This is a genomic window from Nitrincola sp., from assembly GCF_048264025.1.
In the GTDB taxonomy this organism is placed as follows: domain Bacteria; phylum Pseudomonadota; class Gammaproteobacteria; order Pseudomonadales; family Balneatricaceae; genus Nitrincola.
In genome coordinates this window covers 1-13,643 of the sequence record NZ_JBLXDN010000010.1, presented here as the reverse complement: position 1 = coordinate 13,643, position 13,643 = coordinate 1, and the positions used below count along the sequence as shown (strand labels likewise).

The following is a 13,643-nucleotide window of genomic DNA, read 5'->3' as shown; positions in this document are numbered from 1 at the left end:
CATTCAATTTAGAGAGTTGTGGGTTGACGAAGCTGGTAGGTTTGATCAAACCGGGAACGGATATAGTCCCCGGATATGATTGGCGGGTATTGCGCCGGCCAATCTGGATTCTGGCAGGTCGGCAGTACCTCGATAAGGCTTTGAGAGTTAGGCCCAAAGAAAAACGGAATAGAAAATCTTTCACGTCCTGAGGCATTAATGACGCGATGCAGGGTGGAGGCAAAATAATTATTGGTCCAACGCGCCATCAGATCGCCGACATTGACTACAAAAGCCCCCGGAATCGGTGGTGCTTGTATCCAGTCCCCCTGACTATTCAGAACCTGCAGCGCCGGCACTTCATCAGTACGCAAAATGGTGAAACATTCATAATCGGAATGAGGGCCTATGCCAATCTGCTGCTCATCGACCTGTCCCTCCTGGGAGGGATACGAAAGTACCCGCATATGCGCCATCGGCTTGGTAATATAAGGCAGGAAATACTGCTCATCTAACTCCAACGCCAGCGCAAAGGCGCGAAAGATCATGCTGCCCAAATCCAGCATCGCCTGATGGTAAGCCTGCAGCGCTTCACGAAAGCTTGGCAGATTCTCCGGCCACTGATTCGGTCCATAGCCAAACACACCGGCACGGACATCCGCATCATCCAGCGGCACATCCAAAGCGATATCAAACCCTTCGTGCAGATCTCCTTTACCTTCAACATTGGTATTTTCATGCAATAACGGGGTATAGCCCCGCATATTCATTGAGCGATTAATGTCCAGTTTGATTTTGTCACTCAGGGGGAGGGCAAAGAAGCTTTTGGCCGCCGAGAAAGTCGCATCAATAACACCTTGAGGTACCTGATGGCCGGTGACATAAAAAAATCCTACCTGCGTACACGCCGTACGAACTTCTTCGCCCACGCGCAAGCGGGCCTGTTGGTCAGAGCCATACAAGGGTGAAATATCAATTTGGGGTATTTCTGAAAAATCGAGACTTCTGGCGTCCAGGCCAGAGGCGGTAACCGCGCGAGGCCCCAACCCTGTAATAACCGTGTTCATGCAAGCATCTCCCGTTGAAAAGACTGTGCACTGGGCACATAGCAACTTTCTGTATTAGTTGTTAAAGCAAGAGGTGTGCCATGGCATGAAGGAAGGCTTTCTACAAAAAACAGGTCTGATTGCGAAGCATAAATTGTGCATCATGCACAGTTAGGAAGGGGCGCTAAGTAAAACTGCCCTCACATAGGGCGCTGCGCGCCCTATGTGAGGGCAGAAAACATAACCGGGAATTTGCTACTCGCCGTTGCTCAACTGCATCCGCGCCGCGTCCAGGGTATTCTGCATCAGCATGGCAATGGTCATCGGGCCAACACCACCGGGAACCGGCGTAATCGCGGCTACTTGATCGTAGACATCCTCGTAGTCGACATCACCCACCAGCCGGGTGCCACTGTCTGATGCAATGCGATTAATACCGACATCGATCACTACCGCACCGGACTTGAGCCAGTCGCGCTTGATCATCTTCGGACGACCAACCGCCGCAACCAGAATATCGGCGTCACGGCACAGGCGTTCTATATCCCGCGAGCGCGAATGCACCAGGGTCACGCTGCAGTTGGCTTGTAGCAGCAGGGCGGCCATGGGTTTGCCGACAATATTGGAGCGTCCTACCACCACCGCATGCATGCCAGACAGGTCACCGCAGGTGTCATGCAGCAAGCGCATGCAGCCTGCTGGTGTACAGGGAGTCAGTACCTTACGCCCCTGGCTCAGCCCACCGACATTGCTACTGTGAAAACCATCCACATCTTTCAATGGGTTGATTGATTCCAACACTCGGGTTTCATCCATGCCTTCAGGCAAGGGCAGCTGTACCAGAATGCCATGAATTTGTGGGTCGTTATTCAGCGATTCGATCAGCGCCAACAAGTCGGCTTGCGTGGTATCGTCGGCAAGCTTGTGCTCCAGGGAGTAAATACCCACCTCGGCGGCACGCAGCACTTTATTGCGCACATACACCTGGCTGGCCGGATCTTCGCCAATCAGCACCACCGCCAGACCTGGCTGGACACCCTGTTGTTGCAGTTGCTTTACCTGCTCAGCCACTTCGGATAGCACCCGAGCTGAGGCGCGTTTACCATCGATACGCTTAAAGGGAGCATCCTGCAATGCTAGCTGTATATTCATCGGAAAATCACCGTTTTGTCCTGATTGAGAAATACGCGATGCTCAAGATGGTATTTTACCGCTTTCGACAGTGCCACTGTTTCGGTATCACGACCTATATTGACCAGATCTTCGGGTTTGTAGCCATGATCCACCCGCTGCACTTCCTGCTCAATGATCGGACCTTCATCAAGATCAGAGGTCACATAATGTGCCGTGGCACCGATCAGTTTTACCCCTCGGTCAAACGCCTGGTGGTAAGGTTTTGCACCTTTAAAGCCGGGCAGGAAGGAGTGGTGGATATTGATCGCCCGACCGGCCAACTGCTTACATAAGTCATCAGACAGTATTTGCATATAACGCGCCAGCACTACCAGTTCGGTGCCCGTTTCCTCGACGAGCTGCATCAGCTGCTGTTCTTGCTGAAGCTTATTTTCTTTGGTCACTGGCAAATACACAAAGCGGATACCCTCACGTTCAGCCATTGGGCGCAGATCCAGATGGTTGGAGACGATAGCAGTAATCTGCATATCCATTTCGCCCTTGTGGTAACGATACAACAGATCGGTCAGACAGTGGTCAAACTTGCTCACCATAAGCAGCACCCGCATCGGACCATCACTGCTGTGCAGCTCCCAGGTCATGTCGAAACGGCCAGCCACTTCAACAAACCCAGCCTGGATCGCCTTGATATCACCTACATGGCCAGCATTGAAACGAAACACCGCGCGCATGAAAAACCGACCACTGAACTCATCATCGAACTGAGACATTTCGCTGATGTAACAGCTGTTATCAGACAGATAAGACGCCACCGTGGCGACGATGCCCGAGGTAGCCGGGCAGCTGACTTTAAGAATAAAGTGGTGAGTATCGTGTTGCATGTTAAGTCCTCTGTAGTTTGTTATTGGAGTTTTACTGTTGGTAGCTATAAGTAGCCATCAGCGCGGCGCAGGTGAAACAAATATAATGCCCTCAACCCCAAGCACATCGCCATTGTCCGAGAAGATACCGCTGGCGCGTTCATGGACAGTGCGAATAGTGCCCTGAGCCGTAATCAGTCGGTAGTCCAGATAGACCGGGCGACTAGCCTGCAAGCTCTGCTGCACCTCGGTCCAGACTCTGTCCCGATCCTCTGGATGGATCAGGCTGTTGAAGGTGACAACCTGGCTATTAATCAACTGATCCGGCCGATAACCGGTCAGATCAACGCAGCCTTGGCTGACATACTCCATGGTCCAGTGGCGGTTATTACGACAGCGGTATACCATCGCGGGCAGGCTATCGAGCAAATTACACAGGCTGCGATGGCTGGCTGCCAGCGCCTGTTGTTCCTGCACCTGCAAAGTGGTATCACCGAGGCTGACGATAAAGCCTCGACTGTAATGCCTGATCCGTACTTCAACCCAGCGCCGTTCGCCGCCAGGCGTCAGAAAACGCAACTGCATCTGCTCCCAGGCACCCAGTGGTGCCTTGGCCAATCGCACCAGCGTCTGCTTCCACAGCGGTTGGTCCTCAGGATGCACAAAGCTGGCCTGCGCACGATAAAGACACTCCTGGGCCGAGTAGCCGGTCAGTTCCTCCCAACCTTTGTTCAGTTGCTGGATAGCACCCTGATGATCCAGGCGTGCCAGAGCCAATGGCAGGCTTTCAAACTCCTGGCCCTGCTCGCGACGAAGACCTGCCAACAGGCCGTACCACCAGCTACTCAAAGTTTTCTGAGGTGTCAACAATGACTTCATTCCTGTCTCCTGGATGCCTGCTGCATCCTGTGCAAAAAACCACCCAGGTGCGCCCAGGCTGCCAGCTCCAGCCGCGAATGCAGCTGCAACTTTGTCAGCAGGTGCTTCACATGGATCTTGACTGTTCCATCACTGATACCCAACTCACGAGCAATCAGTTTGTTGCTTAGGCCCTCGGCGATCAGCAACAGGGTTTGTTGCTCCCGATCTGTCAGTGCAACCTGGTTCGAATCAGGTGCCTCAGCCACTGGGGCCTGGTGCAGACCTTGTAGCATCAGCGGGTCCAGCGTCAGGCTACCCTTGTGACAGCCACGCAACTGGGTTATCAACTGTTCCGGCTCGGTATACTTGAGCACATACCCATCGGCCCCTGATGCCAGCGCCTGGCGCAGATCGGCCTGATCATCCGAAGCAGTGAGGATGATCACCAAACTCTGCGGCAAAGCGTGCTTGTAACGCTGCAAGGCTTCACTCCCCTGAATACCGGGCAGGTGCCAGTCCAGCAACACGATATCCGGTGGATCGGCCAGGGCCAGCTGTAAGCCTTCATCCGCGCTTGCCGCTGTCCCCAGAATATGGAATTCAGGCACCGCACCGAGCAGCTCCGCCAATCCCTGACGCAGCAATGCATGGTCATCGACCAGCAGCAGCTTCAATGGGCTCTTCACGTGTCTCTCCAAACCAGACTCACCCGAGTCCCTCTGGGACGACGCGCTGCCACTGTCAAACTGGCGGAAATACTCCGGGCCCGTTCCTGCATCATCTGCAAACCGTAGTGACCGCTCGGGTCCACCTGCTGGGGAAGCCCGATACCATCATCCTCGACACTGACTTCTACCCCCTGGTCTGGAAGCGCCCGTACACACACCAGTACCTGCTGCGCATGTGAGTGACGGACCACATTAGCCAGCGCTTCACGGACAATGTGCAACACCTGCAACTCGGTTTCGGCACCCATACAGGGCTCAGGCACACGGTTATCCAGCTCAAATACACAACTGCTGCGCCGTGAGAACTCATCCACAGACGCCCTGATCGCTGCATTCAGGCTGCGTCCCTCCATGGTCAGACGTGACAAGGAGATCAGCTCACGCACCTGACGATGGGCACGTTGCACATTAGTTTTCAAATCCTGCAGCATCAGCGCGGCTTCTCCCGGGTGCTCCGGGTTATCCAGGACCATCGCCATGCGGCTGACACGTATTTGCAGATAACTCAGCTCCTGGGCAACTGAATCATGCAGTTCGCGCGACAACACCGCGCGCTCCGCCGCCAGGTCCCGTTGCCGACGCTGGCGCTCATCCAGCACCAGCGCCAGGGTTTCACTTAATACCTTGGCCACTTCAATCAGTTGTTGCTTCTGGTGTGGGCGGGGCGGTCGGGCGAACTCCAGCATCAAGATGCCCACGCTGCCATGTCCATCATCCACACCACACACCACCCGATGCCGACCCACTCTCAAACACTGAATACAGGTGTTCAAACTACCCAGTGCCGGGCAACGCTCCGCGCAGGCAACCCAGGGACAGCTTTCATGCCGGGAACACAGCCCTTCACGACCCACCTTGTGCAATCCCTTTGGGGTATGCAGAATCAAGGTCGCACCACTGGAGAAGAGTTGCTCCTCCAGGCGTCTCAGCCAGTCGCTCAAGGCATCCTCCAGATTGGACTGCCTCAGCAGCACCAACGGCAGTTCAACCAGCCATTGCTGTTGCGCTGGTTCTTCAGCAGGGCGGGACCAACCCACCCATCGCCAGAGCTGAAGGCCCCCTTTTGCAAGCATCTGAAATGGCATTCGAACCTCATCCTGTTAGTCGATCAATAGACTCAACTCAGCAATTTCTGTGCCTTTTCCGCTGTTATTCTCTGCAAGGTCATACTAACAACAACAAAACCTTTAAGAATATATATTTCCCTACAGTAAATTACAATCAGGGCAGCGCCAGGCTTTCAACCAACTGCACCATTTGAATGCACCCTGGTGTCTGACTGCTGCTTGATAGTGCCACAGCCCTAATCCATCCAGGTATATCTCCAATGGGGTACCCACAACAGGAGAGTTTCAGCCAGGGATCACTGCGCTAGCATCGGGTCATCACTGAATTGTCCGATGGATACACGAATAGGGGAGAGGCACATGAATACACGTGTAGCAATCATTGGGGCGGGGCCCTGTGGCCTGGCGCAACTGCGAGCCTTCCAGTCAGCGGCGGCCAAGGGTGCCAAGATTCCAGAACTGGTCTGCTTTGAAAAACAGGATGACTGGGGCGGCATGTGGAACTACACCTGGCGCACTGGCATGGATGCGCATGGCGAACCAGTACACGGCAGCATGTACCGTTACCTCTGGTCCAATGGACCCAAAGAGTGTCTGGAGTTTGCCGACTACACCTTTGATGAGCACTTCGGCCGCCCAATTGGTTCTTACCCACCCCGCGAAGTGCTGTGGGACTACATTAAAGGCCGAGTCGAGAAAGCCGGAGTGCGTGACTATATCCGCTTCAACACCGCGGTACGTCAGGTCAGCTTCGATGACAGCACCGGCCTGTTTACTGTGACGGTGCATGACCATAGTGACGATCGGGTGTATTCCGAAACCTTTGACTATGTCGTCAATGCCTGCGGCCACTTCTCCACGCCCAACATCCCTTACTTTGACGGGTTTGAGCGTTTTGGCGGCCGGGTATTGCATGCCCACGACTTCCGCGATGCCCTGGAATTCAAAGACAAGGATATTCTGGTGGTCGGCAGCAGCTATTCCGCTGAGGATATTGGCTCACAATGCTACAAATACGGCGCCCGCTCCATCACCAGTTGTTACCGCTCGGCGCCGATGGGCTACCAATGGCCGGATAACTGGGAAGAGAAGCCACTGTTGCAACGGGTTGAAGGCGATACCGCCTGGTTTGCTGACGGCAGCCAGAAGCGCATCGATGCCATTATTCTCTGCACCGGCTACCAGCATCACTTTCCCTTCTTGCCTGACGAACTGCGCCTGATCACGGGCAACCGCCTCTGGCCACTGCAACTCTACAAGGGCATTTTCTGGGAAGACAATCCCAAATTTATTTATCTGGGCATGCAGGATCAGTGGTACTCCTTCAACATGTTCGATGCCCAGGCCTGGTATGCCCGAGATGTGATACTGAGGCGTATCCCTCTGCCGGACAAGGCCAGCATGCAGGCCGACAATCAGGCCTGGCGCGATCAGGAGGAAACCCTGCAAACCGCGCAGCAGATGTTTGAGTTTCAGGGCAGTTATATCCAGCACCTGATCGATGCCACGGATTATCCCAGCTTCAATATCCAGTCCGTCAACGAAACCTTCCTGGCCTGGAAGCATGACAAGTATGAAGACATTATGGGCTACCGCAATAAATGCTACCGCTCCCTGATGACCGGCACACTGGCCACACCACACCATACCCCCTGGCTGGAGGCGCTGGATGACTCTCTGGAAGCCTATCTTCAGGAAATGCCGCAGCTCAAGTCGGCTGTGTGACTTAACCGCGAAGCTTCAGGAGTTTGCTCATGACCAGGATGCCGACAGAGATAGCACCTATGATGCCAAGAGCCTCGGCACCCGCGGAACCGGCGCTGTATGCACGTGACCAGACGCGCCAGCGCTACCGGGTCGCTCCGGGGAGGATACTGACACTGCAACTGGCGGCAGGGGATGAGTTGCAGGTGATCGATACCGAAGGCTGTCAGCCTGCCGAACTCATGGCGCTGGATGCTGAGGGCAAGCCTGCGCTGGCGGCCCTGCAGTTGCAAAGTGATCCAGAAGGGGTGTTCATTGGCCATCAGTTGCACTATCCGAGTGATTTCCCCAACGCCGCACGGCTTTGGAGTGGCGCCACCCCGGCAGGCCATAGCCGCCGTCTGAGCTGCCAACAGCCGATCACCCTGTTACTCGCGGCACCCGGCGGTCACACCCCAGTAGATCAACAGCAGCGCGCCAGCGAACTCTGTGTCTGGCATACACCTGCCAAGGCAGTGCAAATGCCCCAACTGCCCAAGCCACTGGCCGAAGTGCAGGAGGAATTCACCCTGCACCCGGGGACGGCCAAGGCCTATAGAGTCAAGGCGGGTGAATACATTCAGGTAATCGATGTGCAGGGCCGCCAGTGTTCGGACTTTGTCGCTTTCAGCCAACCAGCGCTGGCTCAGGGGCAGTCTATCGAACTGGACCCGACGGTTACCCGCACACTTAACAGTCTCGCCTATCCAGGCCCCGGGCTGTTCAGCAAATTTTATGATCAGCAGATGCAGCCGATGCTGGAAGTAGTGCAAGACACAGTCGGGCGGCATGACACCTTTGCGCTGGCCTGTACCGCACGTTACTACGAAAGCCAGGGCTATTTCGGCCACGACAATTGCAGCGACAACATCAGCCGGGCACTGCAACCCTATGGGGTCGCCGCACGCCCAGGCTGGCCAGCGATCAATTTCTTCTTCAATACCGTCATCGATGCCCACCAGCACCTGCAGGTTGAAGAGCCCTGGTCACGCCCTGGGGACTATGTGTTGCTGCGTGCCCTGCAAGATCTGGTCTGTGTCAGCACCTCCTGTCCGGATGATATCGACCCGGCCAATGGCTGGCAGCCCACCGACATTCATATCCGCCTCTACTCAGCCAAGGAGCATTTCAGTCACGCCATGACCACACGAATCACTGCCGATGCCGAAGCTGTGCTGACCCGCCAGAGCGGCTTTTATCCGATCTTTTCTCAAATGACACAGCAGTTCACCGACTATCGCGGTTGGTGGCTGCCGACACAATTTAATCAGACGGGATACACCCAGGAATACCTGGCCTGCCGTGAAAAAGTCGCGGTGATGGACCTGAGCGCACTGCGCAAGTTCGAGGTGATAGGCCCGGATGCCGAAGCGCTGTTGGACTACTGCCTGACGCGCGATATTCGCAAGCTGGCCGTAGGGCAGGTGGTCTACAGTGCGCTCTGCTATCCGCACGGCGGCATGCTCGATGATGGCACGCTGTTACGCCTGGGGCCGGACAACTTCCGCTGGATAGGGGGTGAAGACTACGCCGGTATCTGGCTACGCGAACAAGCCGAGCGCCTGGGCATGAAGGTGTGGATCAAATCCGCCTCCGAGCAGATCCACAATCTGGCGGTACAGGGCCCCTTGAGTCGCGAACTGCTCAAGCAACTCATCTGGACACCAGCGGATCAGCCCAGCCTGGAAACACTCGGCTGGTTTCGCTTTACCCAGGGCCGACTGGATGATTACCAGGGCTGCCCGCTGATGGTGTCCCGCACCGGCTATACCGGTGAGCTGGGCTATGAGATCTGGTGCCATCCAGATGACGCCGCGAAGCTCTGGAAACGCCTGTGGGAAATCGGTCAGCCGATGGGACTGACGCCGCTGGGTCTGGATGCGCTGGATACGCTACGTATTGAAGCCGGGCTGATTTTTGCCGGCTACGAGTTCTGTGATCAGACCGACCCTTTCACCGCCGGTATCGGCTTTTGCGTCCCGCTAAACACCAAGCCGGGTGACTTTATCGGCCGCGAAGCCCTGCTTGAACGCAGCGCCCATCCCCAGCAGAAGCTGGTAGGGCTACAGCTGCAGGGTAACGAGTCAGCACAGCATGGCGATCCGGTCTATCAGGGCAGGGCGCAGGTCGGGGTGATCACCAGTGCCACCCGATCACCGCTGTTGGGACGCTGTATTGCCCTGTGCCGCCTGGATGTCCGTTATGCCGACCCAGGTCAGACAGTGCAGGTCGGCAAACTGGATGGCCAGCAAAAACGCATCGATGCCGAAGTCTGTGCACCGATTTTTTACGATCCGCAAAAGACCCGTGTGCGGGCTTGAATTGAATCAGGAGACGTCATGATGAGTGATCCAATACCCAGCGCACCGCGCTACACAACATCCACAGAGATTCCCCAGGCTAGGCACTATTTGCTGGCGCTACAGCCTGGCCATGAAACAGCCAGCACTGCGTTGCTACAGGCGTTGCCATCCGCAACACAGCTGTGGCAGCCAACCGCTGACAGCCCGGATTTCAGTGCCTTGAACAGCCTGTTGCAGGCCTGCCATCCCGGTACCCATCTGTGCATTAGTGGTGATGAAACCTTTATCTGGCATTGCCGTAATCAGGCCAGAGCCGCCGGACTACTGGATGCCGAGATGACCCTGCTGAAAACAGCTGAAGGACGCCAGGTCTACTGCGTGCATTGCAGTCAATTGCAACCGGTATCCAACGACGATGAAGTGACCTGCCAGCACTGTGGTGTCCATCTCACCATACGTGAGCATTTCTCAAAACGCCTGGGCGCTTATATGGGCGTCTGTCTGGATGCCGACCAACCCTATGGAGCGCGCTGAGATGAAATCATCTGCCATTCAGGTCACCGTCAGCCGGATAGCGTCACTGACCCCGGTGATCAAGGAATTTACCCTGACGCCAATAGGATTGACCACTGGAACACCAACCGGCACAACCTTACCCGGCTTCTCGCCCGGTAGTCATATTCAGATCGAACTGCCAACGCCAACCCGGACACTGAAAAACGCCTACTCGCTGTTGAGCGATCCCGCCGACCTGTCGTGCTACCGAATTGCAGTGCGCTTACAGGAAGGCTCACGGGGCGGTTCACGCTATCTGCATGAGGCGGTCAAAGAAGGTGATACCTTACATATCACACCGCCAGCCAACCTGTTTGCGCCCAGTTCGATGGCACAGCACCATATTCTTATCGCCGGCGGCATCGGGATTACCCCCTTTATGGCATACCGTGCTGAAATGCAGCGCCAGGGAATCTCCCACGAACTGCACTATGCCTACACCGGTGGCCTGACCCACGCCTATGTAGAACCACTGCTACAGGTTGCAAGCGGACTGGTCAGCACCTACGACAGTACCCGCGGTGAGCGTCTGGATATTGAACAAATCCTGAGCGGACAACCCCTGGGGGCCCAGGTGTATATCTGTGGTCCCGAACGCCTGCTCCAGGCCGTACAACAAACAGCCCATGCTCTGGGGTGGAGTGAAGGGCGGGTGCACTGGGAGGCCTTCGCAGCACCAGAACCCGGACAGCCATTTCATGTCTATCTCGCCAAACAGGATAAAACCCTGGCCGTGAGTGCCGATGAAAGTCTGCTGGAAGCACTGGAAGCGGCCCGAATCGAACACCCCAACCTGTGTCGCGGGGGTGTCTGTGGACAATGTGCCGCCCCTTATCTGTCCGGACAGGTTGAACACCGTGACAGCTACCTGCCGCCATCCGATCAATCCCACCTGCTGATGCCCTGCGTATCGCGGGGTGCCTGTGACAGCACCCTGGTGCTGGACCTCTAGGAGAAACCCATGCCGACAACACTCAAACCCGTGGAAAGCTACCGCAACGACTTCAGTTTTCGCAACAGCCCGGAAGCGATCAAGCGCTTTCCCTTTCCCTTCCCGGAAGACCAGTATATGTACTCGGTCAATATCGAACCGGCCAGCAAAGGGTCGCCAGGGTCTGTCTATGAACACTGGTTCGATATTGATGAGCACTACCGTTCGGAAGTCGCCGAGCGGGCCCAGGTATTGGCACAAGATCCGGATCGCTGCCTGGTGATGCCCCACATGCAGCAAGCCGCCTGGGATACCCTGGAGATGCTGATGACCCAGTTGTCACAGGACTACCCAGAGTGGTTTACCCTGCAACGCAACGGTGACCAATGGCTGTGGATAAACCGAGTGCTGGAGCTGCAGCAAGCCTTCACCTTCGGCGATGCCAGTAGTTTGCCCTACGAACCGCTGGAATATATCACCCGCCAGGTGCAGGGAGACTTTGCCCTGCTGGATCAACGTGAAAATAACCTCTGGATGGATGCCGGGATGGTGACCGGACCGGCTGACTGGTCGATAAAATTTGATGCCGGGATGAGCTTTACCGAATGGCATGCGCCAGTTCCCATGGCGCACCAGATGGGGGTGTTTGACCGGGCACTCAAATACCTGATGAACATCCAGGTCGACCGTCCGGTACGACGGCTCAACTGGACCCTGACCGTTAACCCCAGACTGGATACCTCGTCAGAAACCTTCCACCTCTGGGGACACGAACGCAGCAGCGTTACCGCCGAAAACCTGGCCCGTCAGGTCCATCTGCGCGTCGAGTTGCAGTTTCTGTCTCGTCTGCCCCGCAGCAATGCACTGATGTTCAGCATTCGCACCTACCTGATCAGTCTGGAAGAGCTGGTGACCCAACCCGAATGGGCCTGTCGCCTGCACCGGGTACTGCGCGATCTGCCGGATGAGCTGGCCGACTACAAGGGCCTGAGTCAATACCGACCGCTGGTGGTGGAATGGCTGCGCCAGTTTGACCCGCAAGTGACCGCCTGTACGGCATAAAATCCTCACTTATCACCCGCACAACAGGCTCCAAATGGAGCCACAGGAGAATAGACTATGGCAAACTCTTGGCGCCAGACCGCACTGGCAGAACGTCACCGGGCCCTGGGCTCACATCTGGAAGACTGGAACGGCATGGGCACCGCCTGGACCTATGCCACCGATCTGGCCGATGCCCACGAAGCGATTCGCACCCGCGCCGGACTCATGGATGTGTCCGGACTGAAAAAAGTCCACTATGTCGGCCCGCATGCCGAATCCCTGCTCGACTACGCCACCTCTCGGGACATCTCCAAGGTCTACCCGGGCAAGTCGGTGTATGCCACGTTTCTGAATGAAGCTGGCAAGTTTGTCGACGATTGCGTCATTTACCGTACCGGACCCAACGCCTTCATGGTGGTACACGGCGCCGGTAACGGCTATGAAATGCTGGTACGTTCGGCCCAGGGTCGCCAGGTCGCCGTCCTCTTCGATGACGACCTGCACGACCTGTCACTGCAAGGCCCGAAAGCGGTGGATTTTCTGGAAAAGCATGTGCCAGGCATCCGCGAACTGGCCTACTTCCATCACCTGCAGACCAAGCTCTTCGGCTGCCCGGTGATGATCTCCCGCACCGGCTACACTGGCGAGCGCGGTTACGAAATCTTCTGCAAAGCCGCCGATGCACCGCTGATCTGGGACAGCATCCTGGAGCAGGGCGCGGAACTGGGCATCGTGCCCTGTGCCTTCACCACCCTCGACTGGCTCCGAGTGGAAAGCTACCTGTTGTTCTTCCCCTATGACAATTCAGAAAAGTATCCCTTCGACAACGAAGCGGCAGGCGACACCCTGTGGGAACTGGGCCTCGACTTCACCGTATCACCCACCAAGGGCGAGTTCCGCGGCGATCTGGAACATGCCCGCCTGCAAGGCAAAGAGCGCTTCCGCATCTTCGGCGTATTTGTCGACGCCACGGAATCCGCAGGCGAGGGCGACAGCCTCTGGGCCGATGGCCGCCAGGTTGGTGTCATCACCTGCGCCATGTACTCACGCCTTACCGGCAAATCCATGGCCATCGCCCGCCTGGAACCCGCTTATGCCAAACAAGGCGCCCCACTAGAGGTGAAAGGCCAGCTCAACACCACCGCCATCGCCCACACCCTGCCGTTTGATGATCCGGAAAAGACCAAACGTACAGCTAAGGGTTAAACCTGGACAGGCCAAGCCTCCCGACATTCAGAAATTGAGTAAGGGAGGCCCAGGTCAACCGCAGAGATACCCAATCCTCAAATTTGCCTGCTATAATCCCAAAAACAATTTGAATCACACCGGCTTTCGTGGAGGCCTATTTCTTTGAGAGAATAAGGCTATGAAAAACTCTAACAGATACTCCCC

The 13,643-nt window shown here is 56.2% G+C and carries 12 protein-coding genes; 6 read left to right on the top strand and 6 right to left on the bottom strand.

Annotated elements, in window-relative coordinates:
* Window positions 1-8 precede the first annotated feature (8 nt).
* The 6 genes from ACN0R1_RS09325 to ACN0R1_RS09300 form a co-directional block, all read right to left on the bottom strand.
* A complete protein-coding gene (locus ACN0R1_RS09325; protein WP_417582136.1) occupies window positions 9-1,046 on the bottom strand; it encodes an isopenicillin N synthase family dioxygenase in 1,038 nt (345 codons plus the stop codon).
* Window positions 1,047-1,280: 234 nt separating this feature from the next.
* The gene (gene folD / locus ACN0R1_RS09320; protein WP_417582134.1) at window positions 1,281-2,177 is read right to left on the bottom strand and encodes a bifunctional methylenetetrahydrofolate dehydrogenase/methenyltetrahydrofolate cyclohydrolase FolD; all 897 of its coding nucleotides are present in this window, start codon (window positions 2,175-2,177) and stop codon (window positions 1,281-1,283) included.
* On the bottom strand, window positions 2,174-3,040 hold the full coding sequence (gene purU, locus ACN0R1_RS09315; RefSeq protein WP_417582132.1) for a formyltetrahydrofolate deformylase: 867 nt from the start codon (window positions 3,038-3,040) through the stop codon (window positions 2,174-2,176). The genes folD and purU overlap by 4 nt, the downstream gene beginning before the upstream one ends.
* Before the next feature lie 57 nt (window positions 3,041-3,097).
* Window positions 3,098-3,898, bottom strand: a complete 801-nt coding sequence (locus ACN0R1_RS09310; protein WP_417582130.1) for a PAS domain-containing protein — start codon at window positions 3,896-3,898, stop codon at window positions 3,098-3,100.
* Window positions 3,895-4,566 (bottom strand): response regulator, encoded by a 672-nt coding sequence (locus ACN0R1_RS09305; protein ID WP_417582128.1) that lies wholly within the window; start codon window positions 4,564-4,566, stop codon window positions 3,895-3,897. The genes ACN0R1_RS09310 and ACN0R1_RS09305 overlap by 4 nt, the downstream gene beginning before the upstream one ends.
* Entirely contained in the window at window positions 4,563-5,693 is a 1,131-nt protein-coding gene (locus ACN0R1_RS09300) for an ATP-binding protein (protein WP_417582126.1), read from the bottom strand. Before ACN0R1_RS09300 ends, ACN0R1_RS09305 begins: the two co-directional genes overlap by 4 nt.
* A 342-nt stretch (window positions 5,694-6,035) precedes the next feature.
* On the opposite strand from ACN0R1_RS09300, the gene ACN0R1_RS09295 reads away from it, so the two are divergent.
* The 6 genes from ACN0R1_RS09295 to ACN0R1_RS09270 are packed head-to-tail and all read left to right on the top strand — an operon-like array spanning window position 6,036 to window position 13,457.
* Entirely contained in the window at window positions 6,036-7,400 is a 1,365-nt protein-coding gene (locus ACN0R1_RS09295) for a flavin-containing monooxygenase (protein WP_417582124.1), read from the top strand.
* Window positions 7,401-7,429: 29 nt separating this feature from the next.
* A complete protein-coding gene (locus ACN0R1_RS09290) occupies window positions 7,430-9,739 on the top strand; it encodes a DUF1989 domain-containing protein (RefSeq protein WP_417582123.1) in 2,310 nt (769 codons plus the stop codon).
* Between the two features lie 21 nt (window positions 9,740-9,760).
* The gene (locus tag ACN0R1_RS09285) at window positions 9,761-10,255 is read left to right on the top strand and encodes a dimethylamine monooxygenase subunit DmmA family protein (protein ID WP_417582122.1); all 495 of its coding nucleotides are present in this window, start codon (window positions 9,761-9,763) and stop codon (window positions 10,253-10,255) included.
* Window position 10,256: 1 nt separating this feature from the next.
* A complete protein-coding gene (locus ACN0R1_RS09280; RefSeq protein ID WP_417582121.1) occupies window positions 10,257-11,228 on the top strand; it encodes a PDR/VanB family oxidoreductase in 972 nt (323 codons plus the stop codon).
* A gap of 9 nt (window positions 11,229-11,237) precedes the next feature.
* Window positions 11,238-12,269 carry a heme-dependent oxidative N-demethylase family protein gene (locus ACN0R1_RS09275; RefSeq protein ID WP_417582120.1) on the top strand — a complete coding sequence of 344 codons (1,032 nt, stop codon included), beginning with the start codon at window positions 11,238-11,240 and terminating at the stop codon, window positions 12,267-12,269.
* A 57-nt stretch (window positions 12,270-12,326) separates the two neighbouring features.
* Complete coding sequence (locus tag ACN0R1_RS09270) at window positions 12,327-13,457, top strand: aminomethyltransferase family protein (RefSeq protein WP_417582119.1); 1,131 nt, start codon at window positions 12,327-12,329, stop codon at window positions 13,455-13,457.
* The last annotated feature ends 186 nt before the right edge of the window (window positions 13,458-13,643 follow it).

Coding starts and splice junctions, on each gene's coding strand:
- ACN0R1_RS09270 (WP_417582119.1), top strand. CDS start 12,327: ATGGCAAACTCTTGGCGCCAGACCGCACTGGCAGAACGTCACCGGGCC.
- ACN0R1_RS09310 (WP_417582130.1), bottom strand. CDS start 3,898: ATGAAGTCATTGTTGACACCTCAGAAAACTTTGAGTAGCTGGTGGTAC.
- folD (WP_417582134.1), bottom strand. CDS start 2,177: ATGAATATACAGCTAGCATTGCAGGATGCTCCCTTTAAGCGTATCGAT.
- ACN0R1_RS09285 (WP_417582122.1), top strand. CDS start 9,761: ATGAGTGATCCAATACCCAGCGCACCGCGCTACACAACATCCACAGAG.
- purU (WP_417582132.1), bottom strand. CDS start 3,040: ATGCAACACGATACTCACCACTTTATTCTTAAAGTCAGCTGCCCGGCT.
- ACN0R1_RS09295 (WP_417582124.1), top strand. CDS start 6,036: ATGAATACACGTGTAGCAATCATTGGGGCGGGGCCCTGTGGCCTGGCG.
- ACN0R1_RS09325 (WP_417582136.1), bottom strand. CDS start 1,046: ATGAACACGGTTATTACAGGGTTGGGGCCTCGCGCGGTTACCGCCTCT.
- ACN0R1_RS09280 (WP_417582121.1), top strand. CDS start 10,257: ATGAAATCATCTGCCATTCAGGTCACCGTCAGCCGGATAGCGTCACTG.
- ACN0R1_RS09275 (WP_417582120.1), top strand. CDS start 11,238: ATGCCGACAACACTCAAACCCGTGGAAAGCTACCGCAACGACTTCAGT.
- ACN0R1_RS09300 (WP_417582126.1), bottom strand. CDS start 5,693: ATGCCATTTCAGATGCTTGCAAAAGGGGGCCTTCAGCTCTGGCGATGG.
- ACN0R1_RS09290 (WP_417582123.1), top strand. CDS start 7,430: ATGACCAGGATGCCGACAGAGATAGCACCTATGATGCCAAGAGCCTCG.